General features: G+C 62.5%; 20 protein-coding genes. 14 read left to right on the top strand and 6 right to left on the bottom strand.

The annotated features are described in order from the left end of the window. Nucleotides 1-20: 20 nt before the first annotated feature. Together IPF85_RS08870 and IPF85_RS08865 are read left to right on the top strand one after the other, a co-directional pair. Nucleotides 21-2,327, top strand: coding sequence for an iron ABC transporter permease (locus tag IPF85_RS08870; protein ID WP_343407718.1), 2,307 nt, complete (start codon nucleotides 21-23; stop codon nucleotides 2,325-2,327). 4 nt (nucleotides 2,328-2,331) lie between these two features. After that, the gene (locus IPF85_RS08865) at nucleotides 2,332-3,405 is read left to right on the top strand and encodes an ABC transporter ATP-binding protein (protein ID WP_343407717.1); all 1,074 of its coding nucleotides are present in this window, start codon (nucleotides 2,332-2,334) and stop codon (nucleotides 3,403-3,405) included. Nucleotides 3,406-3,491: 86 nt separating this feature from the next. Here the strand turns inward: IPF85_RS08865 and IPF85_RS08860 are convergent, their stop codons facing one another. Further along, on the bottom strand, nucleotides 3,492-4,379 hold the full coding sequence (locus tag IPF85_RS08860; RefSeq protein ID WP_343407716.1) for a DNA adenine methylase: 888 nt from the start codon (nucleotides 4,377-4,379) through the stop codon (nucleotides 3,492-3,494). Nucleotides 4,380-4,460: 81 nt separating this feature from the next. Between IPF85_RS08860 and IPF85_RS08855 the strand changes: the two genes are divergently transcribed. From IPF85_RS08855 to IPF85_RS08825, 7 genes are all read left to right on the top strand, one after another. After that, nucleotides 4,461-4,679, top strand: a complete 219-nt coding sequence (locus tag IPF85_RS08855) for a helix-turn-helix transcriptional regulator (RefSeq protein ID WP_343407715.1) — start codon at nucleotides 4,461-4,463, stop codon at nucleotides 4,677-4,679. Nucleotides 4,680-4,711: 32 nt separating this feature from the next. Continuing rightward, nucleotides 4,712-5,503 carry a hypothetical protein gene (locus IPF85_RS08850; protein ID WP_343407714.1) on the top strand — a complete coding sequence of 264 codons (792 nt, stop codon included), beginning with the start codon at nucleotides 4,712-4,714 and terminating at the stop codon, nucleotides 5,501-5,503. An 8-nt stretch (nucleotides 5,504-5,511) separates the two neighbouring features. After that, nucleotides 5,512-6,414 (top strand): PfkB family carbohydrate kinase, encoded by a 903-nt coding sequence (locus IPF85_RS08845; RefSeq protein ID WP_343407713.1) that lies wholly within the window; start codon nucleotides 5,512-5,514, stop codon nucleotides 6,412-6,414. Between the two features lie 383 nt (nucleotides 6,415-6,797). Beyond that, nucleotides 6,798-7,283 carry a MaoC/PaaZ C-terminal domain-containing protein gene (locus IPF85_RS08840; RefSeq protein ID WP_343407712.1) on the top strand — a complete coding sequence of 162 codons (486 nt, stop codon included), beginning with the start codon at nucleotides 6,798-6,800 and terminating at the stop codon, nucleotides 7,281-7,283. 112 nt (nucleotides 7,284-7,395) lie between these two features. Continuing rightward, nucleotides 7,396-9,882 (top strand): Smr/MutS family protein, encoded by a 2,487-nt coding sequence (locus tag IPF85_RS08835; protein ID WP_343407711.1) that lies wholly within the window; start codon nucleotides 7,396-7,398, stop codon nucleotides 9,880-9,882. A 167-nt stretch (nucleotides 9,883-10,049) separates the two neighbouring features. After that, nucleotides 10,050-10,178 (top strand): hypothetical protein, encoded by a 129-nt coding sequence (locus IPF85_RS08830; RefSeq protein WP_343407710.1) that lies wholly within the window; start codon nucleotides 10,050-10,052, stop codon nucleotides 10,176-10,178. A 161-nt stretch (nucleotides 10,179-10,339) separates the two neighbouring features. Next, a complete protein-coding gene (locus tag IPF85_RS08825) occupies nucleotides 10,340-12,961 on the top strand; it encodes a hypothetical protein (protein WP_343407709.1) in 2,622 nt (873 codons plus the stop codon). 114 nt (nucleotides 12,962-13,075) lie between these two features. Here the strand turns inward: IPF85_RS08825 and IPF85_RS08820 are convergent, their stop codons facing one another. Then, on the bottom strand, nucleotides 13,076-13,372 hold the full coding sequence (locus IPF85_RS08820; protein ID WP_343407708.1) for an isoamylase early set domain-containing protein: 297 nt from the start codon (nucleotides 13,370-13,372) through the stop codon (nucleotides 13,076-13,078). Nucleotides 13,373-13,656: 284 nt separating this feature from the next. Here IPF85_RS08820 and IPF85_RS08815 point away from each other — a divergent pair, with 284 nt between their 5' ends. The 4 genes from IPF85_RS08815 to IPF85_RS08800 are packed head-to-tail and all read left to right on the top strand — an operon-like array spanning nucleotide 13,657 to nucleotide 16,442. Continuing rightward, the gene (locus IPF85_RS08815; protein WP_343407707.1) at nucleotides 13,657-14,436 is read left to right on the top strand and encodes a hypothetical protein; all 780 of its coding nucleotides are present in this window, start codon (nucleotides 13,657-13,659) and stop codon (nucleotides 14,434-14,436) included. 3 nt (nucleotides 14,437-14,439) lie between these two features. Then, entirely contained in the window at nucleotides 14,440-15,129 is a 690-nt protein-coding gene (locus IPF85_RS08810; RefSeq protein ID WP_343407706.1) for a class I SAM-dependent methyltransferase, read from the top strand. Further along, nucleotides 15,126-15,980, top strand: coding sequence for an HAD family hydrolase (locus tag IPF85_RS08805; protein WP_343407705.1), 855 nt, complete (start codon nucleotides 15,126-15,128; stop codon nucleotides 15,978-15,980). Before IPF85_RS08810 ends, IPF85_RS08805 begins: the two co-directional genes overlap by 4 nt. Nucleotides 15,981-16,004: 24 nt before the next feature. Then, on the top strand, nucleotides 16,005-16,442 hold the full coding sequence (locus IPF85_RS08800) for an NUDIX hydrolase (protein ID WP_343407704.1): 438 nt from the start codon (nucleotides 16,005-16,007) through the stop codon (nucleotides 16,440-16,442). A 4-nt stretch (nucleotides 16,443-16,446) separates the two neighbouring features. On the opposite strand, the gene IPF85_RS08795 is transcribed toward IPF85_RS08800, so the two are convergent. After that, nucleotides 16,447-17,577 carry a hypothetical protein gene (locus tag IPF85_RS08795; protein ID WP_343407703.1) on the bottom strand — a complete coding sequence of 377 codons (1,131 nt, stop codon included), beginning with the start codon at nucleotides 17,575-17,577 and terminating at the stop codon, nucleotides 16,447-16,449. 541 nt (nucleotides 17,578-18,118) lie between these two features. Between IPF85_RS08795 and IPF85_RS08790 the strand changes: the two genes are divergently transcribed. Then, complete coding sequence (locus IPF85_RS08790; protein ID WP_343407702.1) at nucleotides 18,119-20,533, top strand: S8 family serine peptidase; 2,415 nt, start codon at nucleotides 18,119-18,121, stop codon at nucleotides 20,531-20,533. Nucleotides 20,534-20,539: 6 nt separating this feature from the next. Here IPF85_RS08790 and IPF85_RS08785 read toward each other — a convergent pair whose 3' ends face one another. The 3 genes from IPF85_RS08785 to IPF85_RS08775 form a co-directional block, all read right to left on the bottom strand. Next, nucleotides 20,540-24,553: a GAF domain-containing protein gene (locus IPF85_RS08785; protein ID WP_343407701.1), complete on the bottom strand. Its 4,014-nt coding sequence runs from the start codon at nucleotides 24,551-24,553 to the stop codon at nucleotides 20,540-20,542. A 10-nt stretch (nucleotides 24,554-24,563) separates the two neighbouring features. Next, entirely contained in the window at nucleotides 24,564-25,511 is a 948-nt protein-coding gene (locus IPF85_RS08780; RefSeq protein WP_343407700.1) for a polyprenyl synthetase family protein, read from the bottom strand. A gap of 144 nt (nucleotides 25,512-25,655) precedes the next feature. After that, the gene (locus tag IPF85_RS08775; protein ID WP_343407699.1) at nucleotides 25,656-25,832 is read right to left on the bottom strand and encodes a hypothetical protein; all 177 of its coding nucleotides are present in this window, start codon (nucleotides 25,830-25,832) and stop codon (nucleotides 25,656-25,658) included. Nucleotides 25,833-25,930: the final 98 nt, after the last annotated feature.

Genomic DNA, 25,930 nt, shown 5'->3' with positions numbered 1-25,930 from the left:
CTCCGTCCCAGGAGCACGACATGGCTGTCTCCACACCTGCCGCGCCAAACCGGGCGCCATCCCGCTTCCTGGCTTCCTTGCAGCGGCGTTACCGCGAGTTTTCCCTCATCGCCCGTGACCCGGTCCTGATGATTGGCCTGCTGTTTTGTGGCCTTTTTCTCTTCATCTTCGTGGTTTACCCACTCTACCGGGGCACGGCCAACGGCTTTCTGGATGCAACGATCTCCGGGCCGTGGTACACGCGCCTGAGTCTCAAGTTTTTTGCGCGCTACTTCGATTCATACTACGGCCCCTATGCACGCCAGGTCTTCTGGAACACCCTCGAAATGGGGCTGCTCACCGCAACCGGCGGTACCGTCCTGGGCTTCATCTTCGCCTACACGGTCGTGCGTTGCAATCCACCCTACCGCGGACTGATTCATCTGCTGGCGCTGGTGCCCACCGTCTCGCCGCCCTTCGCGCTCGCGCTCAGCACCATCCTGCTCTTCGGCCGTAACGGCCTGGTGTCGTACAAGCTGTTGGGCATCAACGTGGGGCCGGGCATCAACGATGTCTACGGCCTGGACGGACTGGTCTTCGTGCAGGTGATCACCTTTTTCTCGGTGGCCTACCTGATCGTACGGGCCATGTTGGAACGGCTGGATCCCAGCATGGAGGAGGCGGCGCACAGCCTGGGCGCAGGCAAGCTGCACATCTTCCGCACCGTCACCCTACCGTTGTTGATCCCCGGCATCGCGGGATCATTTCTACTGCTGTTCGTGGAGTCACTGGCAGACCTGGGCAACCCGCTGTTCATCTCTGGCAACTTCACCGTGCTCTCGGCGCAGATCTTCCTGGCCGTGGCCGGCGAATACGATTACCAGAAGGCATCGGCGTTGGCTTTCGTGCTGCTCCTGCCCACGCTCCTTGTGTTTCTCGTGCAGCGCTACTACGTCACCCGTCGCTCCTACGTCTCGGTGACCGGCAAACCCACGGGCGGGCATATCACCGTGCGCGAGCCGTGGATCCGCGGGCCGTTCATCATCGTCACCTACCTGACCTGCCTGCTGGTGATCGTGCTCTACGTGACCATCATCTACGGCTCATTTGCCACCGCGTGGGGCACCGATTTCACACCGACCCTGACATGGTGGCGCCTGATGATCACGCGCGGGGTCGAGTCGGTGCTGGATACCACCTTCCTGAGCGCGTTCGCCACACCCATCGCGGCCTTGACCGGCATGGTGATCGCTTTCCTCGTGGTGCGCAAGCGATTTTCTGGCAAAGATACGCTGGACTTCGTCTCCAACCTGGGCGGCGCCGTGCCCGGCACCATCCTGGGCATCGGTTTTGTACTGGCGTTCAGCACCCCGCCGCTGGCTGTGGCCGGAATTCTCTACGCGCTGTTGGCGCTCTACCTGGCCCGCACCGTGCTGGCTGACCATCGTCAACAGTGGTTGGCGCTGATCATCGGCGCCGGCGCCGGCATCGGTCTGGCGTTCCTCAGCGAGCCGCTGGGCGCAGTCGGCCTGTATTATCTGTTGGGCGGCATCTACGTGGCGCTGGGTCTCTTCACCTGGCTGCGGCAGCCCGCGACCAGTAAGGGAATCGGCTGGCTGTTGATCGGCATGGGGCTGTATCTGTTCAGCTACGATCTGGTCGAATTTGCAACGCAGCCCATCGCCGATCTGAGCCGGACGATCGCGCGCGGTTTCTGGAGCAATGCCGTCTTCCAGATGGCCGACTACATCCGGGTCTTCTTTCAGACGCCGCCCCCGCTGCTGGCCATCGTCTACACCTTCCTCTCCTGGCTGGCGTTGAGCAAGGCAACGGGACGCTCCCGCCTGGCGCTGACGACGCTGGCGCTGGCGCTGATTGCGGCGCTGTGCTTCATGGGCAAGCCGTTGGCCCTGGTGGGCACGCCGTTCATCATCATCGCCGCGTTCGTGGTGCGCAGCCTGCCGGCCTCGGTGCGCGCAGGTGTGGCCGCGCTACAGCAGATTGACCCCAGCATCGAGGAGGCGTCCGCCATGTTGGGCGGCGACGCGCAGGTGACCTTCCGCAAGGTGACACTGCCGCTGATCATGCCCGCGCTGCTGGCCGGCCTGATCTTCTCCTTCACCCGGCACATGACCAGCCTGTCCGCCATCATTTTTCTAATCAGCGCGCGCTGGCGTATCGTCACCGCTTCCATCCTCAGCGAGTGGGAGCAGGGCGGCATCAGCATTGCCGCCGCCTACTCCACGGTCATCATCTTCGTGGTGTTCATCGCCATCGGTGTGCTTTACTTTGTTACGCGCAAACTCCTCGGCAGCCGCGGAGATGTAGATTTGACATTGGGGGTTTGATGCCATGTATCTTGTCCTGGAGAATTTAGTCAAGACTTTTACCTCGCGCGGCGGGGTGGGAGAGGTCAACGCGGTGGACGGCGTGTCGCTCAGTATTGCCCAGGGCGACCTGGTGACGCTGCTGGGGCCGTCTGGCTGCGGCAAGACGACGACGCTGCGGCTGATCGCCGGCTTCGAATTTCCGAACAGCGGCCAAATCCTGCTGGACGGAGCGCCCATCAACGACCTGCCGCCGCACCAACGCGGCATGTCCATGGTGTTCCAAAGCTACGCCATCTTCCCGCACCTCAACGTCTTCGAGAATATCGCCTACGGCCTCGACGTGCAGAAACGGCCCCGGGATGAGATCAAGCGCCGGGTGGCCCGCGTGCTGGAACTGGTGGAGCTGACCGGTCTGGAGAACCGCGCGCCCAACCAACTCTCCGGCGGTCAACAGCAGCGCGTAGCCCTGGCCCGTGCGTTGGTGATGGAGCCGAAGGTGCTGCTGATGGATGAACCGCTCTCCAACCTGGACGCCAAGCTGCGCGAGCAGATGCGCACCGAAATCCGCCGCATCCAGAAGCGACTGGGCATCACCAGCGTCTACGTCACCCACGACCAGGTGGAAGCGATGACCCTCTCCGATCAGATCGTCGTGATGAACCAGGGCAAGATCGTCCAGATTGGCACGCCTGACGAGATCTACCGCCGGCCACGCACCCGCTTTGTCGCCGACTTCATCGGCCAGGCCAATTTCATCGAAGGCACCGTGCGCCAGCGCCGAGGCGACCACCTGGTGATAGAGACGCTTGGGGGAGTCCTGGCCGCGCCCGTTTCGTCCGACGGTTTCGCCGTGGGCGAGCAGGCCACCGTGGTGGTACGCCCGGAGATGGTGGAAATCAACCCGCCGCAGCCGGTTTTCAACGGCATCGTGCGCCGCGCAGCCTACCTGGGCAACGTCATCGAGTACGACGTGGAGATCGCCGGTCGCCTGTTGGCCCTGGTCGAGCGCGACCCGCGGCGCATGACCCTGCACCCCGAAGGGACCCAGGTTGGACTGCGGTTCTTAGAGGATTGTTTGTATGTGCTGCCGAGATGAAACGCGCTGTATGATGACTTGAGAGCGCAGTGGCGGATCAGCAGTTGGTTCGTTGGGCTGAGCTTGGTATCGCGGGTTCTTGGCGGTTACCTGACGCGTAGATCGAATCCGAACTGCCGGGGATTTTCGACGCTAACCGGCATTTCGTCAGCAAGGTTGTAATTCGTGATCAGAACTTCTTTGTTGAGTACGCGTTCTTCGCCGTTCTTTTTGGCTTTCATGCCAGAGAATGACTGAACCAGTCGGATGCGATACCGGTCATATAGACCATGGATAGGCGGTGTGTCGTACGAAGACAAGATCCATTTGCAGCGCGTTCGGCTCAGACGTTCGGCGAGCGCCAAATGGTCTTCCCAATCGCGCATGTTGTGCTTGTAGTTGCACTTATTATCAGGATAAGGCGGATCTATGTACATCACCGTGCTGGGACGGTCATAGCGCTCAATACATTCTTGCCACGAAAGATTCTCGATGATCACGGTGCGAAGGCGATCATGGACAGGCATTACTCGCTCGCGTAGACCTTTCAATGCCCCAATGAGTCTGTTTCCGTGCCCGCCATCTGTGATACTGGTTGCAAAACGTGGATAGTTGAGTTCGCCACCCCATCCCGCCATGATGATGTAATAGAAACGGTGAGCGGCTTGAACATCAGTCAGTTTCGTGGGGTCTAGTGCTGCCAGGCGCTCGAATTCAGTGCGGGCCACAAGCTCCCACTCGAAAGAAGCGATAAGCTCTTCTGGCTTTTCTTTGACAACCCGAAAAAAGTTGATCAGTTGATCGTCAATATCGTTGATCACTTCGACGTCGCTTGGCGATTTCCCAAACAGGACCCAAGCGGCGCCAGCAAATGGCTCGACATAGCAGGTATGGAGCGGCAGCAGTTGGACGATTTCTTTGCGTAAGCGTGACTTGCCGCCAACCCATTTGAATGGACTGTTGACCATTTGATGGTCGGTGTTTGCGAGATTCATTTTAGCCTCATCACTGATGTCTCTATCAGAGACAGAGTATAACATATCTCTTGTTCATTGTCAAGACGAAACGGAGTGGTAATGCGAAGATTTGGCGAAAAACTGCGCAGGTTGCGTGCTCAACACCACATGACGCTCAAGGATCTTGCCGCAGCACTGGGTCTCTCAGCGCATGGATACATCAGTGAAATCGAATCCGGCAAGAAGCGCCCAACCGTAGATTTCGTTCTTAGCGTAGCACGCCTTTTCGATGTCACCACAGATGTGCTTCTAAAGGATGAGCTTGATCTGCATGAATAATCAATCTAAAGTCAGGGGGAAACAAGAACCAGATGTCATTAGCCTTTGCTGATCGTTCACCAACAAAGGGTGAATTGGAGAAACTCCGTCTCATCCTCAGTACATACCAGGACGGGACTGGCATGTTGAATACGGCAGGGCGCAATCTGCCGGGATGGCGTGATTTTGAGAGAGCCGTTGCACTGGCTTTTGGGGGTGAGGCGCAGGAAAGCAAAGCAATCTTTGATGTGCTGTTGACCGATCCTGCAACGGGTATCAAGACAGGCATCTCGTGCAAGATGCGCAACACCTTGCGGGAAATGAGACGAACCGGGCAGGCAAAAATCGAGGTTTCCAATTCCGCTGGCTACTTTTGGGCCAGGCTCAAGCAACAGGGCCTGAATGAGCAAAACTACCACACGAGGCCTGCAGAAGTGGGAGATGCGATCATACGGTTGATTGGGGAGTGGCATGACAGCGTCAGTTACATCCGGGGCGGCGCAGTAGACGTACAGCGTAGCTGTCATCTGGCCTTACAGTGGGATCATAGAACCGGCGAATATCAGTTGCTTCAATTCTCACCTCAGTTTCCAAACGCAAAGGGTTTGACTTGGGAAGTCACTGGAAAGCGATTGGTGGGCCGGACCGCATCCATCAAGCTGTTCGAATGGTACGGCTCATCTGGCGGTCAGCTCAAATACTACCCGCGGGTGAGCGACGCAGTCTGGCATTCTGACGTGTTTCGTCTTGAACCATTACCAGACGCCAGTTCTGGCTATGAATTGATTCGGAAGACAGCCGGGTTGTTCCCACAACTTTGGGAAGAAGCATGTCGGGAGGCATAGAGTTCTGGATGAGAGAAACCAATACAAGTTTCGATCTTCTCTTTGTGGGTCACTTTGCCGTGGACCAAGTCATCGTGGATGGCGTCTCCGAAACGCTGGCCGGCGGCGGCGTTTATTATGGCGGTGTGGCCGCGGCCCGGTTGGGCGCGCGGGTCGGCGTGGTGACGCGGCTGGCCGCGGCCCATTTTCCGCTCCTGGATGAGATGCGCCGCGCCGGTGTCACCGTCTTCGCCGCGGAGGCGCCCGAAACCTCCGGCATCGCCAACTACTACAGCTCGGCCGACATGGAGCGCCGCGTGTGCGTGCCGCTCGGCTTCGCCGGGCCGATCCAGCCCGCGGATCTGCCGTGGAACCAACCCAGTCCCGGCTCGTCTGACCTCGCGGCCCACATCTACGCCATCACGCCCATCATCGCCGGCGAGGTGGGGCTGCCGCTGCTCGAACTGTTGGCTGACCGCGGCCCGGTCGCGCTGGACATCCAGGGCTTCGTGCGCGTCCGCGTGGGCAGCGAGCTGCTCTTCCGCGCCTGGCCGCAGATGGCCGAGGGGCTGGCTCGCGTCACCTATCTCAAGGTGGATCGCGCCGAGGCCGAAGCCTTGACCGGCGAGACCGATCTGGCCGCGGCCGCGCGCATCCTGGCCGGCTATGGGCCGCGCGAGATCGTCCTGACCCAATCGGCCGGCGTCACCGTCTACGCCGATGGCGAAATCTTCACCGCGCCCTTTACCCCGCGCTCTCTCGCTGGCCGCACCGGCCGCGGCGACACCTGCTTTGCCACCTATCTGACCAAGCGCCTCACCACCACCCCGGCCGAGGCGTGTCGCTGGGCCGGCATCGTCACCACGCAGAAGCAGGAGCAGCCCGGCCCCTGGCGCGGGTCGGCGGCCGATCTGCAGGCTGCACGCCCATGAGGCAAGCCGGAGGCTTGCGTTACGGCGGGCTTCAGCAGTTCCAAATGTAGCACACATTCAACCACAAAGAGCACATGCGGGGGTTGGTGAACACAAAGAAACGGCAGATCAGACGCAAATCGGCAACTTCTCTGCGTTCTTTGTGATCTCTGTGGTTAAAAACCAGGCTACATTTGGAACTGCTGGGCGGGCTTTGTGTTGATTGACGCCAACGGCTGATACGGGTACAATAGACCTTATCGGGAATAAGCCAAGTTGTAGTCCGAGCCACAACCAGCAGTTTCTCTTGACGATTTGAGTGGCACGCCGTTGTTACCGATAAGGTCTAATGCAGCCGTCTCGCGTCGTGCGTGGCGGGACAGGTCAGCAAGAGGAGCATTGCGATGGGTAAAGCACTCGCCCGCAACACCGGGCTTTTTTTCGAGGAGTTCGTCAGCGGTGATGCGATCACCAGCGTGGGACGTACTGTGACCGAAACCGACATTGTCAGTTTCGCGGCGCTCAGCGGCGACTGGAACCTGATTCATACCGACACCGAGTATTCCCGGCAAAGCCTGTTTGGCGAACGCGTGGCGCATGGCCTGCTGGTGCTCTCGATTGCCAGCGGATTGGCCGTGCGCCTGGGCTTCATGGAAGACACCGTGCAAGCCTTCATGGGCATGGAATGGGAATTCCGCGGGCCAGTCAAGATCGGCGACACCGTGCGATTGCGCGCCACCATCGAAGACAAAAAAGCCATGCCGCGCCTGGGCGGCGGCTTCGTCACCTTCAAGATGCAGGTGCTCAACCAACGTGACGAGATCGTGCAGCGCGGCGCCTGGAAAGTGCTGGTAAAATCCGCACCAGCGCCCCAGTTTGGGCAGGATTGACGGGATGAACAGGATTTTCGCCCGACGCTGGGCAGAACAACCGGCACGGAGAGCCACTGATCCCGTAAATCCTGTCTCTGCCCCTGGCAACCTGAGTAGCCACAGATAAACCATGAATCCGAGATCGCTCAAACTCCTGGAGTACGGCAAAATCCTGGCCCGCCTGGCCGGATTTGCTGATTTTTCAGGTGGGCAGGAGCTGGCGTTGGCCCTGCTGCCCACCGATGACCTGCGCCAGGCCCAGGATTGGCAGGCCGAGACCAACGAGGCCCGCCGCCTGCTGCTCGAAAACCCTAACTTGCACCTGGGCGGCGTCTTCGATGTGCGCCCGCTGTTGGTGCAGGCTGAACGCGCCATGACCCTGCGGCCGCCCGACTTGCTGGACATCCGCAGCACGCTGCTGCGCGCCCGCGCCTTGCAGCGATCCATGACGCGCGCTGCCGACATCGCACCCCACCTGGCTGACCTGGGCGCCCGTCTTCATGTGAGCGATGAGGTGGCCAACGACATTGGGCGCTGCATCAGCGAGCGCGGCGATGTGCTCGATAGCGCCAGCGAAGCCTTGCTGCGCATCCGCCGTGAGTTGAAGGTGGCCCACGATCGCCTGATGACCACCTTGCAACGCCTGGTGACTGCCACGCAAAACCAGCCCTATCTGCAAGAAGCCATCGTCACTCAGCGTCAAGGACGTTACGTCATCCCGCTGCGCGCCGAATTCAAGGGCCGCATCCCCGGCCTGGTCCATGACCAATCGGGCAGCGGCGCCACCCTCTTCATCGAGCCGCTGGCCACGCTGGATCTGAACAACACCTGGCGTGAACTGCAACTGGCCGAAGGGGACGAGATCGAGCGCATCCTGGGCAAGCTGACCGCGCTGGTCGCCGCGGAAGCGCCCGCCATTCAACGCACCGTGGATACCCTGGCCGAACTCGATCTGATTCTGGCGCGTGCCCGTTTTGCCGAAAGCATGCTGGCCGTGGAACCAGAGCTGGCGCCGTTTCGGCCGCAGTCGGTGGCCCGACCGGGGCAGGGCAAACACGGCCGCGGCAGGGCTGCAAGCAAAGGGGCCGATGAGCAAATGCCGCCCATTATGCACCCTGGCTCCACCATTGATCTGAAGCGCGCCCGCCACCCCCTGCTCGACCCGCTGACCGTGGTGCCCATTGATGTCTGGATTGACGACACCTACTACAGCGTGGTCGTCACCGGCCCCAACACGGGCGGCAAGACCGTCGCCCTGAAAACGGTCGGCCTGTTGGCGCTGATGGCCCAGTCCGGCATGCACATCCCCGCCGACCAGGGCAGTCGCCTCAGCGTTTTCGAAGGCATCTACGCGGACATCGGTGATGAGCAGAGCATCGAGCAGAGTCTCTCCACCTTTAGCTCGCACCTCACCAACATCATTGACATCCTGGAAGAGGCCGACAATCGCTGCCTGGTGCTGCTGGACGAACTGGGCGCCGGCACCGACCCTGAAGAAGGCTCGGCCCTGGCGCGTGCCTTGCTCAACTTTCTGCTCGACCGCGGCGTCACCACGTTTGCCACCACGCACTACTCCGAGCTTAAGATCTTTGCGCAGGCCACGCCCGGCATCAAGAACGCCAGCGTCGAATTCAACGTCGAGACCCTGGCGCCTACCTATGAATTGAGCATCGGCCTGCCTGGTCGCTCCAATGCGCTGGCCATTGCCCGCCGCCTGGGCCTGCCGGAGCCAATCGTGGCCAGGGCCGAGGCCCTGGTGCGGCCAGAGTCGCTGGAATCGGAAGTGCTGCTGACTGAGATCAAGACGGCCAAGGATGCCACCTTGAAGGCGCAGAGCGAGGCCGAGATTCGCGCGCGCCAGGTGCAGGTTCTCGAAGCCGATTTGCGCTACCAGATGGCCCGCATCGAAGAGGCGCGGCGCGTGGTGCTCAACCAGGCCCGCGAACAGGCGCAGGGTGAACTGGACGCCCTGGCCGCTGAGCTGACCCAACTGCGCCAACAGATGGCCGGCCTGGGCGTCCCCGGCTCACCCCAATCGGCACACCGCGCCTTCCTCTCCCAGGCTGAATCTGCCCTGGCCACCCTCATCGTTGAGCAGCGCAGCCTGCCCGACAAGGTGATCGAGAAGGCGCCAGAGGTCGCGCTCGACGGCCCCATCGGCGTGGGGGACCGCGTGTGGGTGTCCAGCCTGCAAGCCAGCGCCGAAGTGGTGACGCTTGACGGCGCCGATGCCCAGGTCATGATCGGCTCCTTCCGCATGAACATACCGGTGCGCAGCCTGGAACTGCGCGCCAAGGCGGCCGACCTGAGCGCTCCCGCCAGCAACAGTCGGCAGGGCGGCGGCGGTCTGCCGCCCTCGCCCGGCCTGGAGTTGGACCTGCGCGGACAGCGCGCCGAAGATGTGCTGTTACTCCTGGAAAAATACCTGGACGATGCTTTCCTGGCCGCGCTGCCCTGGGCGCGCATCATCCACGGCAAGGGCGCCGGTGTCCTGCGCCGCATCGTGCGTGACGAACTGCGACGCCATCCCCTGGTCAAAGAATCGCACAGCGGCGAACTCAACGAGGGCGGCGACGGCGTCACCATCGTCAAGTTCATCCGCAATCAGGATGGGTGATCGTTCGGAATGCTGAACGCAGAGGGCCGTAACCGGCTGGCGGTTCGGTTCGTTCTGATTCATGCCAGGCGGAGGTCAGAATCAGTCACGTCATCTGGAATGTAAGCCAATCCTGCTATCCTCTGTCTTGCGTTGTTCATGCTAACCAGGAGAGAGGAGCCGAAGCTGTGAATCGTCCAGACGAACAAACGATCGTTCATGTGGCCCCCAACGCCGTGCAACAACTGTGGTTTCAGATAGGCTGGCGGGTCGTCATCAGTGTCGCGATCCTGTGGCTGATTGTGCAGTTACAGTAATACCGCTGCCTGAAAAAGAGCTGTCGAGACCGGGTCTCCTGGCGGAAACCCGGTCTCTTTTTGCGTTTTGGTATTGCCGCAGATTTCTAAGTGAGCCTGCACGCCCATTCTCAGCACAAACGTTCTTGCACGTCGCCAGTTTTTGCGGTAAAATCGCCGTCATGGAAAACATCGAACGTCTCGGCTTCTTCTACCTGGGCAAACCCTACGATCTCAAAACCGGTCAGACCGCGGAGCGCCCCATCATGTACGATGCGCGCGACCTGACCACCCATGCCGTCTGCGTGGGCATGACCGGCAGCGGCAAGACCGGCCTCTGCATTGACCTGCTGGAGGAGGCCGCGATTGATCGGGTGCCAGCCATCGCCATTGACCTCAAGGGTGACATCACCAACCTGCTGTTGACCTTTCCTGATCTGCGCCCCGCCGATTTTCGCGCCTGGATCAACCTGGACGATGCCCGTCGGCGCAATCAAACCGAGGATGAATTTGCGGCCGCCACCGCCCAAACCTGGCGTGACGGCCTGGCAGCCTGGGGACAGACGCCGGAGCGCATCCGCCTGCTGCGAGACAGCGCCCAGTTCCTCATCTACACGCCAGGCAGCGATGCCGGGCTGCCGGTCAGTATCTTGCACAGCCTGGAAGCCCCGCACGTTGACTGGGAACAGCAGACCGAAGAAGTGCGTGAGCAGATCAGCGGCACCGTTTCCGCTCTGCTTGGGCTGGTGCGCGGCAGCACCGACCCGGTGCGCAGCCGTGAGCACATCCTGCTTTCCACCGTTTTTGAGCATTTCTGGCGTCAGGGCCAGAACCTCGACCTGGCCATGCTGATCGCCGCCATCCAAAACCCGCCTGTGCGCACCCTGGGCGTCGCCGATGTGGACACGTTCTTTCCCCAGAAGGACCGTTTCAACCTGGCGATGGCCTTCAACGGGCTGATGGCGGCCCCCTCGTTTCAGATGTGGTTGACCGGCCAGCCGCTCGATGTGGACCAACTGCTCTACAGCCCGGATGGCAAGCCGCGCCATTCCATCTTCTACCTGGCGCATCTCAACGACACGGAGCGCATGTTCTTTGTCACCCTGCTGCTCGGCCAGATTCTGACCTGGACGCGCACTCAGCCCGGCACCACCAGCCTGCGTGCGCTGGTCTACATGGATGAAATTTTCGGCTACTTCCCACCGGTGGCCGAACCGCCCAGCAAGCGTCCTCTGCTGACCCTGCTCAAACAGGCGCGTGCCTACGGCGTGGGCATCGTACTCGCCACCCAAAACCCGGTTGACCTCGATTATAAGGGGCTGAGCAACGCCGGCACCTGGTTCGTCGGCAAGCTGCAAGCGCAGCGCGACAAAGACCGTCTGCTCGATGGCCTGGAGGGCGCGCTGGCCGGCAACGACGATGGTTTCGACCGCGCCTGGCTGGACAAGACGATCTCCGCGCTCAGCAATCGCGTGTTCCTGCTGCACAACGTGCATGAGGGCCGCCCGCAGATCTTTCAGACGCGCTGGGCGCTCTCCTACCTGCGCGGGCCCTTGACGCGGCCGCAGGTGCGCACGCTCATGGCCGCCACCAAGGCCCAGCTCGCCAACGGTCAGGCGCCGGTCGCCAGCGCCGCGCCATCAACGCCTGCTCCGGCGCCCCGTCTGACAACCGCTGGCCGTGGGCCGCGCCCGCGGCGCCACAGCTCAACGCGACGCCGCCTATCTTCCCAGCCTGGCGCCTGCCACACCGCGCCGCGCCCCGCCGTCAACCTGACCCGCGCCGCCCTGTCCAATGCCCCGGTGCTGCCCGCCGAGGTGGCCCTGACCTACCTTCCCATTCGCGCCGGGCAAGGTTCTGCCCTGCGCCGTCTGACCCAGGTGGCCGGCTTTCGCCTGCAGGCCGATGCGATTGATCTGATTTACACGCCGGCCGTGCTCGGAATGGGCGCCGTCCATTTTGTGGATGTCAAGCGCGGCGTGGATCAAGCCAGAGATCTGGCCCTGCTGCTGCACGTGCGTGACGGTGATCGCTTTTTGCAGTGGCACGAGGCCGAGCCGGTGAACGCCGCGCAGGCCAGCCTGCTCAACCGACCGGAGCCGGACGCCCTGTTTGCCGATGTGCCGCCGCTCGTCAGCACGGCGCGGGCGCTCAAGAGCCTGGAGAGCAGCTTTGCCGACCATCTCTACCGCTCGCAGTCGTTCAACCTCTGGTACAATCCTTCCCTGAAACTCTACTCGAAGGCGGGCGAACGGCAGCGGGAGTTCAGCATTCGCTGTCAGCAGGCCGCCCGCGAGGCACGCGACGCCGAGGTAGATGTCCTGGCGCAAAAGTACAACGCCCAGATTGCCCGCCAACAGACCAAGCTGTACAAACAGCAGCGCGACCTGATCGAAAACGAGACCGAAGCCACCGCGCTGAATCGCGAGAAATGGGTGACGATTGGGGAGACCATGGTGGGCGCGCTGCTGGGCAGCCGGCGCACCCGTGTCATCTCCACCACCATGACCAAACAGCGCCTGACCGATCAGGCTCGCCTGGATGTCGTGGAGGGACGGCAGACCATGGACAGCCTGCGCCAACAGATCAGCGACCTGCAGGCGCAGAGCCAACGTGCGGCTGAGGCCATCACCAGCCGCTGGAGCGCGATGCTGGACGATGTGCGGGAGGTCAAAGTGATGCCACGCAAAACCGACGTGGCTGTGCGCCTGGTGGCCCTGGCCTGGCTGCCGGTCTGGGAGATCACCTACACCGACCTGGCCGGCCAGATTCGCAGCGAACGCGTGGAAGCCTGGCGCGGGTAAAACTACTTAGCCACGAATGACACGAATGAGCACGAATTCCAGGGGCTTTTCGTGTCAATTGGTGAAATTCGTGGCTGAAGATCGGGCTGATGGTATTCCTATGGCGGTGGCTGGCTAGACGGTGACGACCGAATCCTCGGCGCCGAATTCGTTGACCGCGTAGGAATCGGCGGCCCAGTCGTTGAACCAGGCGCCATCCTCATTGCGGTAGCGGAAGCGGTAGCTGTTGCCCGCGGGCAGGCTGACGGTGGCGTACAGGGCGCCATTCTTGCGGCGCTTGAGCGGCGTCGCGGTCACATCCCAGGCGTTGAAATCACCCACCAGGGCGCCGCTGGTCAAGCCTGTCTCGGCCGGCATTTCGAACGTGACTTTGCACGTCTTGTTGTTCTTCGCATACTGTTTGATCAACATCTCGTTCTCCTATTGTTGTCATAATTTTCTTCTGTGTCACAGCCGTATTACGCGCAAACTGGGTGAGCCAGCCGCCGCTCAACCCAGTCCGGCTGATTGTACCAAACAAGCGAGATTGTGCAAAAACCGCGACGCTCAGGCTGCCAGGAATCCAGCCAGGAATGACGAGAAGGATTGCTTGCAACCGCCCGCAACCTGTGCTAAACTACGCCCCGTCGGTACAGGCGCACAGCGTGCGCATGCCGTGCGAATGAAATAGATCCTTTCAGGCAGATACGAGCTCAATGACTGAACGCGGCTTTCCAGAAAAATTCACCGTTGACCCCACCGCGCCGACCTTCACGGCCGAAAACCTGCAAACCGGCAAGGGGCTGGCCGGCGGCGACCCTTTACAGCGCCTGCAGCACGCCGGCTATTTACGCGCCCCGCTGGACAAGCCGCTCTTTCAAGTGGCTGACCTGGAGCCGAACGGCGATGGCCTGCACGAGCAGTACCGCCAGCGGCTGGCCGCCTTCCTGGCGCGCGGACCGCTGGAGATCGAGATCGGTTTTGGCGATGGCAATTTCCTGCTCGACCGCGCCCAAAAACACCCGGAGAGACAGTTCATCGGCTTCGAGCTGCGCTGGCACCTGCTGCGTCATGTGCTGAAAGCCGCTGAAACCCGGCCGCTGCCCAATCTGTGGGTTTCGGCCGACGATGCCCGCTACGCGCTGGCGCGTTCCCTGCCGCCGGCCTGCGCGTCCGTGCTGCATGTCCTCCTGCCCGATCCGTGGTGGAAGCGGCGTCACCAGTACAAGCGCATGTTCGCCGACTACAGTGTGACCCTGCTGGCGCGCGGCCTGGCGCCCGGCGGCATCATGCATGTGCGCACCGATGTGCCGGGCTACGCCGAGTTGATCGTGGAAATCGTCGGCGCCAGCGGGCTGTTCACACCGCACGATGACAGCCTGGCAGCGCACTTTCCCGATCTCGTGCCCACCACGCGCGAGGCCTGGTGCTACGAAAACGGCTTCCCCATCTTCACCTTCTATTTCCAACGCCTCGACTCCGCAGAGGCGAGCTAAACGATGGATCTTGTCACCTTCTACGACGACTACTGGCGCGACAAGCCTGACATCTTCGACCAGACCAGGCTGGACATTGTCGCCAGCTACGTGGGGCAGGGGGAGAACGTCCTGGCGGTAGATTGCGGGCCGGGGGTGCTGGCGCGCCAACTGGCCGACAAGGGCAACCGCGTCACCGGCGTTGACATGTCGCATGTGGCCGTGGGGCGGGCGCGTGAACGCGGCATCGAGGCGCACCAGGTGGACCTGGACAGCGCGCCGCTGCCCTTCGCCGCGGAGACCTTCGACACCGTCGTTTCCGATTCGGGCCTGGAGCACCGCTACTTCTTCGACAAAGCCCTCGATGAATGTGTGCGCGTGCTCAAACCGGGCGGCAGGCTGGTGCTGCTCCTGCCCAACATGGCCCACTGGCGCTGTCGTTGGTGGCTGCTGACCGGTCGCTTTCCCTACGTGCGCAACAGCCCCACCGATCTCACCCACCTGCGCTTCTTCACCCTGGCCGAAGCGCGCGGCCTGCTCAAGGCGCGGCGCGTGCGCATCGTTCGCACCGATGGCAGCGCCAGCCTGTGGGTGCCGGGGCTATACCCCTTCTTCCTGCGCTGGCCCGGTCTGCGTCAGGCCTACACCTGGCTGGCCCGCCATTGGCCTTCGCTCTTTGCCCGCGACTTCATCGCCATCGGCGTCAAACAATGACCCACATTCCACACCACGAACGCAGCGTACAGGCCATTCTCTTCGACTTCGACGAGACCCTGGCGACGCTGGCCCAACCCGCGGCCGACCTGGCCGTGGCCGGTGCGAACGCGGCGGCCGCCGTTCTGCGCGGCGCCGGGCTTGATCTGCCGGATGACTTCGAAGTGCAGTGGCTCAAGGCTTTGGAGTTTGCCGCCAGCAAGTCGGTCCAGGAACAGGATGAACACACCGCCGATGACACCCTGGCCTTCCTGGTGCAGTTCTATGGCTATGTCGCATTGGATCGCAAGCTGGTGCGCCAGGCCGTGGATGCCCATTTTGCACCCTTCATCGAAGCCAGCATCCTGTTGCCCGGCGCGCACGAGACACTGACCGCGCTGCACGCGGACGGCTACTATCTTGGGATTGTCGCCAACCACAACTGCGACCGCGCCCTGCAGCGCACGGTGCGCAAATTGGGGCTGCACGACTTGGTGGATGTGACCCTCACCTCGCAAACGGTGGAGCAGCGCAAACCCAAGACCAAGCTGTTCGAGGTGGCGCTGAGCTATTGGGACGTAGCGCCTTACCAGGCCGTGGCCGTCGGCGACCGTCTCGACGAGGATGTGGCGCCGGCGCAGGACTTTGGGCTACGCGCGGCACTCCTCACCCTGCACCCCCACCCATCCAACCAGCAGGCGGCGCGCCTGGTCATCCCCGATGCCAGCCTGACCGCCTGGGACTCATTCTTGCCGCTGCTGGCGCGCTGGCAGGCTGAAGATGCCGCGGGCGCGGACGATTTCTGGGCCGACCGCCTGCCGGCCGCGCCGCCGCCGCTAACGCCCGATTTTGACCCGACAACGCCGGCCTGAACCGGCCACCAGGAGCCAACCACCATGCAACGTGAATATCCATCCGCGCCCCTGCTGGGCGTCAGCGCGCTGATCTGGCGGCCGCAGACTGCCCAAGTCCTGCTGATTCAACGGGCGCGTGAGCCGAACAAGGGGCTGTGGGCGTTACCGGGCGGGTTGGTGGAAGTTGGCGAGACGCTGGCCGCGGCCGTCGTGCGCGAGGTGTTCGAGGAAACGGGTCTCAGCGTACAGGTCGGCCCGTTCGTGGCCAGCTTCGAGCCGATCCTGACCGACGAGCAGGGCCGCGTGCGCTATCATTTTGTCGTGTTGGATTACCTGGCCTATTACCAGGGCGGTGAGCCGGTCGCGGCCGATGACGCAGCCGCCATCGGTTGGTTCAGCCTGGATGAGATGGCCGGCCTGCCCATGCTGGCCGATACGCGGCAGGTGATTGCGCAGCACAGTGCCCTGACTGCAATTTGATCCCCTACAGCGATCGCGCATACTGGCGGTGCATCTTGTAGAAATCCACGCCCAGGTCGCGCAACTCACGCTGCATGTTGTCGTTCGACACACTGATCTGCACCAGGTCGGCATGCTCGAACCCGCCCTCAACCAGGCTCTTTTGCATCTCACTGAAGAGGATAGCCATGCCTCCCAGGCCCCGATACTTCGCCACGATGCCCGCGCCGTTGATATTGACCCATTTGCTGCGTTTGAGTTCGCGCAGCAGGTCAATCCAGCCCACGGGCCACAGGTGACCGCCCGTGCGCTGCACCGCGGCCGAAACATCAGGATAGGCCAACAAAAAGCCAACCGGTTCATCCTCTTTCATCACGATTTTGACCAGGCGAGGATCGGCGTAATGCAAAATCTGATTGGCAATCGCCTGCACTTCATCCGCAGTCAACGGCACCCCGCCGCTGGTGCCGCCCAGTGCATTGTTGTACAGATCACCGAGTTGGGGCACCAGTTGCAGCAGCTCACGCCGGGTCTGAAAGCGCACGACGCGCAGCCCGCGCCGCTTCTGCACCAGTTCTGATACCTGGTGAATCTTCTCCGGAAATTTTGTGGCTGTGCTGAGGTAGCCGGAAAGCGAATCATCCAGGCGCTCGAAACCGGCCGCTTCGACCAGGGCCGGGTAATAGGCCGGATTGTAGGGGATGCCCAGGGCGGGACGGTGCTCGAAGCCTTCGACGAGCAGCCCAATACCGTCCAACGCGCTGAGGCCGCGCGGGCCTTTCATCTGCTCCAGGCCGCGGCGTCGCGCCCAGGCAAAGCCGTGTTCGAACAGGGCCAGGGCCACCGCGCGCTCATCAATACACTCGAACAGATAAAAGAACGCGCTGCGCTCGTGGTTGTAGGCATTGTAGTTGGCGTTGTCGAGCACGGCCAGGCGGCCGATGGTTTCATCGTTACGCCGCGCCAGCAAAAAGATGGCGTCCGAGTGACGGAAGAAGGGGTGGCGCTCACGGTTCAACATCAACGCCGCGTCCGGCGCCAGCGGCGGCACCCATTGCGGCACATGACGATACAGGCGAAACGGCAAGCTCAGGAACTGCTGACGCCAGTAACGGCTGTCGGTGTCAATCTCCATGATGTCCAAACGGTCGGTCATGCTCGTATCCCTTTCCTGCGTAACTGGCTTGATGATTGATTCATGGGCGCCCCCCCCCGCAACAACTGCCGCGCCCCCCCCCCCCCCCCCCCCCCCCCCCCCCCCCCCCCCCCCCCCCCCCCCCCCCCCCCCCCCCCCCCCCCCCCCCCCCCCCCCCCCCCCCCCCCCCCCCCCCCCCCCCCCCCCCCCCCCCCCCCCCCCCCCCCCCCCCCCCCCCCCCCCCCCCCCCCCCCCCCCCCCCCCCCCCCCCCCCCCCCCCCCCCCCCCCCCCCCCCCCCGGATTGTAATGCAAGTCAGAGAGATGGGCAATTGGAGAGCGGAGATCAGAGATCAGAGACCAGAGAGCTACGTGGAGGGCGGTTGATTTGTGGTTGAAAGAGAGGAGAGAGGAGATCGAAGTTGTCTTGCGCGTCCGTGCGTCTGGTGTTACACTACTTGGGAGAGGGTGTTTGGAGTGATGAAGATTTGCGCAAGATTCGTGACGCGCTGCCGCCCGGCGCGGATTCGAACGTGCATCTGAGGAAATAAAAGGAGGTTGCCCATGCTGCAAACAGCAGTCATTTACGCTAATAAGCGCCAGCAACGCACGCTCAAGGGCCAGGTTTCGTCGGTGCTGACCACCTATGCCGATTCGATGCTGGTTGAAGTGACCGCCCAGCAGCTCGAGCGGTTGACAGACGACGGTTATTCCATCGAGGTGTTGGACGGCATTGATGAGATTGATGTCGGCGGGGAGATCATTGATACCTCTGTCTCCCCGCCGTCCATCTCGACCGCGGCCGTTGGCACACGCGGCGTATCAGCGATGGACGCGGTGCCGCACCATTACCTGGTGCAGTTCATCGGCCCCATCAAGGATGAGTGGCTGCAAGCCGTGGCCGAGGCGGGCGGCACCTTGCGTGAACCGCTGCCCTCGTATGCCTACGTGGTCGAGCTGTCCGAGGACGCGTACGAAACCGTACACCGTCTTGATTTTGTGCGCTGGATCGGCTATTACGAGCCTAGCCTACGGGTATCGCCCGACCTGCGCGAGAGCCTGGCGGAGCCGGTACGCCGCGGTGTGGGGCCGCAGGGACATGACGCCGCCACGGCCACCAGGGCGTTCAGGGGGACGGTCGTGGCCGAGCCGCCGGTGTCGGAGCCGCTCATCAGCACGTTCACCGTGAGCTTCTTTACGCCAGAATTGCTGCAAGCTGCGCTGCCGATCATCGAGGCCCTGGGGGGCAACCTGGGTGAAACGCCTGACGCCACCACGCACGTGATCAGCGTTTCGTTTGCACCGGGCACGACCGATCTGCAGGGGAAGGTGCTGGCCCTGGCCAGTATCCATGGCGTCAAATCGGTGGATCAGTTCTTGCTGCGACAGGTGCGTAACAACGTGGCCGTCCGCCTGATGCACGTGGTGGAGGTGGCGCCACCGCACGCGCCGGGGTTGACCGGCAAAGGCGAGATCGTCGGCGTTGCCGACACCGGGCTTGATTCCGGGGAACCGGACAACATCCACCCCGATTTCGCCGGTCGCGTGGCTGCCATTCAGAGCTGGCCCATCTCGGCCGACTACAACAGCGTGATTCTGAACAAGGACGGTAATGATGGCCCGGCCGATCTCGATTCGGGGCACGGCACGCACGTGGCCGGTTCCATCCTCGGTTCCGGCGCGGCCTCGGCCAGCGACACTGAACTGATCCGCGGTGTTGCCCCCGAGGCAACCCTGGTTTTTCAGGCCATCGAACAGGGTCTGGAGTGGACGCCCGCCTACCGTCGGGCCTTTCAACAGCGCTACGGAAGGGCCCCCGCCCCTTTTGGACTCGCCGGACTGCCGGCTGACCTCTACGCCTTCTTCAACAAAGCTTACGAGGCTGGTGTCCGGATTCACAACAACAGTTGGGGCGGCGGCGCCTACGGCGCGTATGACAACTTCTCGGAAGCGCTCGACCGCTTCGTCTGGGAGCACAAAGATTTCGTGGTAGTCGTCGCAGCCGGCAATGATGGCGCCGACGCCGATCGCGATGGCAGGGTTGACCCGGGCAGCATTACGCCGCCGGCAACTGCCAAAAACTGCATCGCCGTGGGCGCGGCCGAAAGCACACGCAGCGGGTTGGGCTACCAGGCCACCTGGGGTCAGTTGTGGCCCGATTACTATCCGCACGATCCGATCTGCCAGGACGGAACCAGCGATCACGAGGATGACGTAGCCGCGTTCAGCAGCCGCGGCCCCACCCGCGATGGACGCATCAAGCCAGATGTGATTGCACCCGGCACCAATATCGTCTCCACCCGCTCCCATCTGCTGGACGGCAACCACGGCTGGGGCGACTATCCGCCACTGCCGCACGATTACATGGTGAATGGCGGGACCAGCATGGCGACGCCGCTCACGACCGGCGCGCTGGCCTTACTGCGCCAATTTCTGCGCCAGCAGGGGCGCCGCAATCCCAGCGCGGCCCTGCTCAAAGCCCTGCTGCTGCACGGCGCCGACTACCGCCCCTACCGCTACGGAACGCCCGCGGAGGGCACGCCCTATGATTTCGAACAGGGTTGGGGCCATGTGCATATGACGAACTGTGTGCAACCGCCAGCCCCGCGCGTCATCAGTATGTACGAACGCACCCGCGGCCTGACCACGGGCCGTTCGGTGCGCCTGGCAGCCGTCGTCGCTGACAGCAGCCAGCCGCTCAAGGTGACGCTCGCCTGGAGCGACTACCCTGGTTCGGCCGGTCAAACCGCGAGCCTGGTGAACGACCTCGATCTGATTGTCACCTCGCCAAGCGGCCAAAACTATCATGGCAATCAGTTCACGGCCCCCTTCAACCGCGGCTTCGACCGCAAGAACAACGTGGAGATGGTGCTGCTCGCACAGCCGGCGCCCGGCCGCCACCTGATCACCGTGCGCGCCTACAACGTGGCCCGCGGTCCGCAGGACTTTGCGCTGGTCTGGTCGGGCGCGCTGGGCTGAGTGTACTCAGCCCGCTGGCTGGTAGGCAGGCACGATGAACCAGAAGGAACTCCCGGCGCCCAATTGACTCTCGACCCCCACCACCCCGCCATGCGCGACCACGATCCGCTTGGCAATGGCCAGCCCCAGGCCGGTGCCGCCAAAGCGCCGCGTCTTGGTGCTGTCCACCTGGTAAAACCGCTCCCAGATGCGCGTCTGCTGGTCGGCCGCGATGCCGATGCCCTGGTCTTGGATTGTGACCTTGATGCCCGCCTGTGCGTCGTCGTCGCCCAGGCGGGCCAGCGCCGGCGCGGCCGTCACCCGGATGATGCCGCCGTTGGGGCTGAACTTGATGGCGTTAGCAAGCAAGTTATCGAGCACCTCGCCCAAGCGATCGGCGTCACCCAGAACCGGGGGCAAGTTCGGGGCGACCATCACTCCCATCTCAATGCCATGACTGAGCGCGGTCATGCGCGCGCTTTCGCCGCACGTCTGCACCAGGTCGGCCAAGTCAACCGGCTGCGGCTGGCGCGGCTCCATCTCCGCCTGCTGCATACTGATGATGTCGTTCACCAGGCGCACCGTAGCGGCGGCGCGATCAGACACGATCGAGAGCGCCTCGCGCTGCTGCGGGTTGAGTGTACCCATCACGTCTTCCAACAGCAGGTCCACATAGCCGCACACGAAGGTCAAGGGCGTGCGCAGTTCGTGCGAAACCGTTTGCACGAACTCGTCTTTCAGGCGGTCGAGCTGCTTGAGCTCGGCATAGGCCACGGCCAATTTCTCGGCGCGCAAACGGGCATCCTCATACAGGCGGGCATTGACGATGGCCACAGCCACCTGGCCGGACAACAGACTCACCACGCGCTGATCGTCCAGATTGAATGCACGCCCCGTATCGGTGTTGAAGATCGTCAGGACACCCAAAAATTCACTGCCCCAGGTCAATGGCACGCCCAGGACCGAGCTAACAGGCACATCGGCAAAGGGTGTACTGCTGAAGTTGGCGTGATAGTCATTGGTCATGATGATCTGGTTGGACGCCAGGACGGCGCCGGCCAATCCTTCATGGCGTTGTAAACGCGTCCCAGAAAAATCGCCTGGCCAGGACGCCGGCTGCTGTGACACGCGCAACTCAAGTTGATCAAGCTCAGGCAAGTAGATGTAAAGACCCCCGCCCTGCGCATCCACCAGGGCAATGACCTGGGCCACGATGGTTTGCAAGAGCTGATGCAAATTGAGATTGCTCGCCAGCGCCAGCTCCACCTGACGCAGGGATTCGAACTCGCGCACGCGGCGCAGCGCGGTGGCGTGGAGCTGCGCGTTGTCCACGGCCACTGCAGCCTGGTCGGCCAGCATGGTGAGCAGCTGCTGATCCTGGCTGGCGATCGTCTGGCGGTCAAAAAAAGCGGTGGTGAAGACACCGAGGGCGCGGCCGGCCCGCATCAACGGGACGCCGGCAATAGACTGGGGCACAGTCGCTCGGTCGGCCCAATCGGCATAGAGTGGATGGTGATCGGCATGATCCACGACCACCGGCGCGGCGCTGCGCACCACCTGGTAGCTGAGGCCATGCGGCCGCAGGGTCGTCGTCACCGGGGTGCGGCGGCCATCCTGCCACAGGGCATGGCCAAAGGTAAACCGATCTTGCGTCTGGTCGTACAGGAAGATGTGAATGTTGCCCGGTCGCAGCAGGGTCATCGCGGCAGCCGCGATGGTGTCAAGCACCTGTTTCAGGTCGAGGCTGCTGGCCATGTGCAGGCTGATCTCGCGCAACAGTTCCAACTGCTGCAACTGCCGCGTCACGGTGTCGAAAAGGCCGGCGTTGGTGATGGCAATGGCCAGTTGATTGGCCAGAATCAAGAGCAGATCGAGGTCATTGGTGGTCAACTGACCGGGCGCCGCGGACTCGACATTGATGACGCCCAGCACCTGGTCGGCGCTGCGCACTGGAACGGCAATCTCCGAGACCAACGTGGGCGACTCACGCTGAAAATCGTGATCCAGGCTTACATCTTGCACAAACTGGGGTTGCCCGCTGCGCACGGCCCGCGCCATCACCCCGGTCGTCAGCGGCAGCTCCTGGATCAGGTGCTGCGGGTCATACCCCACCTGGTATTGCAGATGCAGACGCTCGCCCTCGACACGATAGATGCTGACGAAGCTGTAACCGAAGACCTGCGCCAGCGTCTCGACCGTGCGCTTGTAAACCTCCTGCGGCTGCAGCGAGCTGGCCACCACGCTGCTGACCGAGTGCAGCGCCTTCAGATCTTGCGCAAAACGCCGGCTCTCCGAGAGTAGACTGGCGGTGTGCAACGCCATGCCCACCTGGTTGCCCAGGGTAGTCAGCAGATCAATGTCCTTCTGCGGGTAGAAATCGTCGGGGTGTCTCTCCCCCAACAACCAGATACCGCGACGCCTTTCCCCAATCGCCAGCGTCACTGCCAGCCTGACCCAACCCAGAACCTGCACTGATTCAGTGGCTTCACGGAAGCGGTAACGCCCCGCGTCGGCCAACACATCGTCCAGGGTGGACAGCGACCACTGGCCAGGCACGGCGACATTCTCGGCATAGACGAGTTCGACATTGACGTTGCTCTGCGCGGGCGGCCCATCGCGCGGGATGGCAACCAGGGCCGATTGGCGGATCAGGAGGCTGGGCATCACTTCGCGCACCAGCAGTTGTACCAAATCCTCAGGCGTCAGCGCCTGGGGGATGCGATTGGCGAAGGCGCGAATCAGATCGTCCGGGTCATGGGCAGTGCCGTAGGCCAGACGATCCACGAGGCGTACAAAACGCTGGCGCAGCGGCAAGGCCGCGATGACAAAAATGGCCGAGAAGACGAGGTAGGCCAGCAGGGCATTGGTGCTGAGGCGCAGCCAGCGCCCCAGGATCGAAAAGATGAACAGAAACGCCGTGCCGTACAGCGAAATGAAGCTGTAGGTGCTCAAGAGCCGGTTGGCGCGAAACTCCAGGGTGCCCAGGCGATGCTTGTAGGCAGCATAGGTGTAGAACAGGGGCAGCACCGGCAAAACCAGCGTGGCAAACGCCACAACGTTGACAGCCGGCGGATTGACATCAATCAAGACGGGAATCACCCACAGGATCAGACCAGGGCCAAACGCCAGGGCCACACCGGTCAACATGATGCGCGCGGCCACCCGGTCCGAAGGCGACATGGGATTGAGCAGGCGATAGATGATGAGAGCCAAGCTGGTCAGCACCGCCAGGGCATCGCCCACGATGTACGCGCGCGGAGGCGGCCAGGCCCACAGCTCACACACGGCCAGGATCACAGGGATAAGATAAAGCGGCGCCGGGGAAATCTGTGTACGCAGGCGCGGCAATGGGTTGGGCACGTGTAGATGCAGATGGACAAAAACGGGTATCATGAGCCATCCCGCCATGCGCACGACATAGGCCGAGCCGGCGAGATGCGTGTTCGAGGTAAAGCCGGCGGCCAGCCAGGTCGCAATCAGGTAGTTGAAGATTACCAACAGGCCCCAGCGCGCGTCACGCGGGCGCAGGAAGAGCATGACGACAGTGCCAGCCAGCCAGAAAGGCAGCACGAACAGCAGATTGAACAGCACGATATTCCAGACCTGGCCGGAAGTTCCAGGCATCTGCCAGTTGATCTGCACCGTCTGACCGTCCCGCTCCAGAATGACCGGCACAGGGTCGCCGGCGTGATAGGCTCCAAACGGTACCAGCGCACGGTCGTTCGTGTACGCGGCATAGGTCAAGTCGCCAATTCGGAGCAAACGATCGCCGGGCAGCACCTGGAGTTGGTTTTGGCGGCACCAGTCGCGGGCGGGATCGCAGTCGTCGGTATCCAGCACAACCCAATCGTAGGTCAAGCTCAGGCCGGGATAGTGACCCAGCAAAGGATAGGCAAAGGTGTAGAGTAAGCAAATGCCCAGCATGGCCAGGGCCACAAACGCCAACGAGCCATCCAGCCGTAGGCCGGCGGCCGCTTGCCTGGCTCGCTGCGGGAGACTCCTGGGCGCCACGTGTGGTGCAGAATCAGAGCCTCGATCCACGATACACTCCCTAGATCATCAATTCGGGAGGGACTTCAAGCCCAAGCTGCTGCAACAGCGTACTCAGAGGGGCCATCTGCGCCGTCAGCGCCTGTTGAATCGGCTCGGGGTGGGGCAGATGCAGGTCAGCCAGGCGCTGCCGCGCGGCCTGATAACGCATCACCGCCTGGTACATGGCGTAGCTGACAGCGCCGCTGTCAATGAGGAGTTGTTGCGCCTGCCGCAAACTTGCCGGCTCAGCCACGCGTGACAGGAGATCCACAAAATACGCGCGCCCTTCATGCGGGGCCGACCGGGCATAGAGGATCAGCAGGTTGTTGCGCCCCTGTGTCCAGTCAGGCCCAGCCGGAACCTGCAAGGCATCTTCCAGGTCATCGAACAACTGCACGATCTCGCCCAGTTGCACGCCAATGGCATAGAGGGCGGTGACCACGTCAGGACTGGCGCCGCCGAGTTGGGCGCCCACCTGCAGGGCAGCACCGTAGAACGGTGTGCTCTTCGCCTCGACGACCTTCCAATAGTCATCTTCGCCCTGGAAATTCTGCACATCGAGCCACTGGCCGTATGCCGTCTTCAGGGCCAGGGCCGCCAGGCTGCCCTGCACCGCCGCGCGGAGCGGCGCGCTGATGGGCGCGAGATCAATCACACGGAAGGCCGCGGCTTGGAAGGCCAACGCCAGGTTAGCCGCCTGGCCGACGCCGATCCGCTGATGCTCGCCGCGAGGGTCTTCGTCCAGGAGATCATCGGCCAGAATGATGCTGATCTGCGTACAGGCAATGGCCGCCACGCCCGGCAGCGCGTCATCTTCCCCGCCGCCGACCGCCTGACAACCCAACACAGGCAGCAGCCAATCCATGCGCACCTTGTCGGCCGTGCGCGTCAAAATGGTTGCCATCTGCGGCCAGGCCGCAATCTCCGGAATGGCCAACAACAAACCCATGATGTGATCGTTCGTCATACGGCGCCTCCAGGCGAGCGGCTATGGAGTACAGGGCGCAGCACAGCTAACAAAACCATAGCGTGTGGGATACCCCACACGCTATGGTCTTATGAAATGGTTTGGCGCGCCACCCAGTAGTCCGGTTCGGCGGACCAACAAGGATCAGAGGTTCCACCCAGTCCACACGTAATATGGGCTGACACCCTTGGAGCTTCGCAGCGCAATGCGCTCCGGCCCCTGCACGATCTTCACCTGGCGCAGGGTAGTCATCAGTGGGCTATCCGGCTTGGATGACGTCATCATCGCATGAAAACGGTCAATTGACATCGAACTATGCATGATCTCTTGACTCCTTTCGATCGAGCATCGAACATCGAACACGAGCGGCCACATGACCGCACTTGAAGCAGGGCAATATCATAATAACCGGTAAATCC

It is taken from the genome of Candidatus Amarolinea dominans, assembly GCF_016704685.1.
GTDB classification, from domain to species: domain Bacteria; phylum Chloroflexota; class Anaerolineae; order SSC4; family Amarolineaceae; genus Amarolinea; species Amarolinea dominans.
This window is presented reverse-complemented; position numbering and strand designations above follow the sequence as displayed.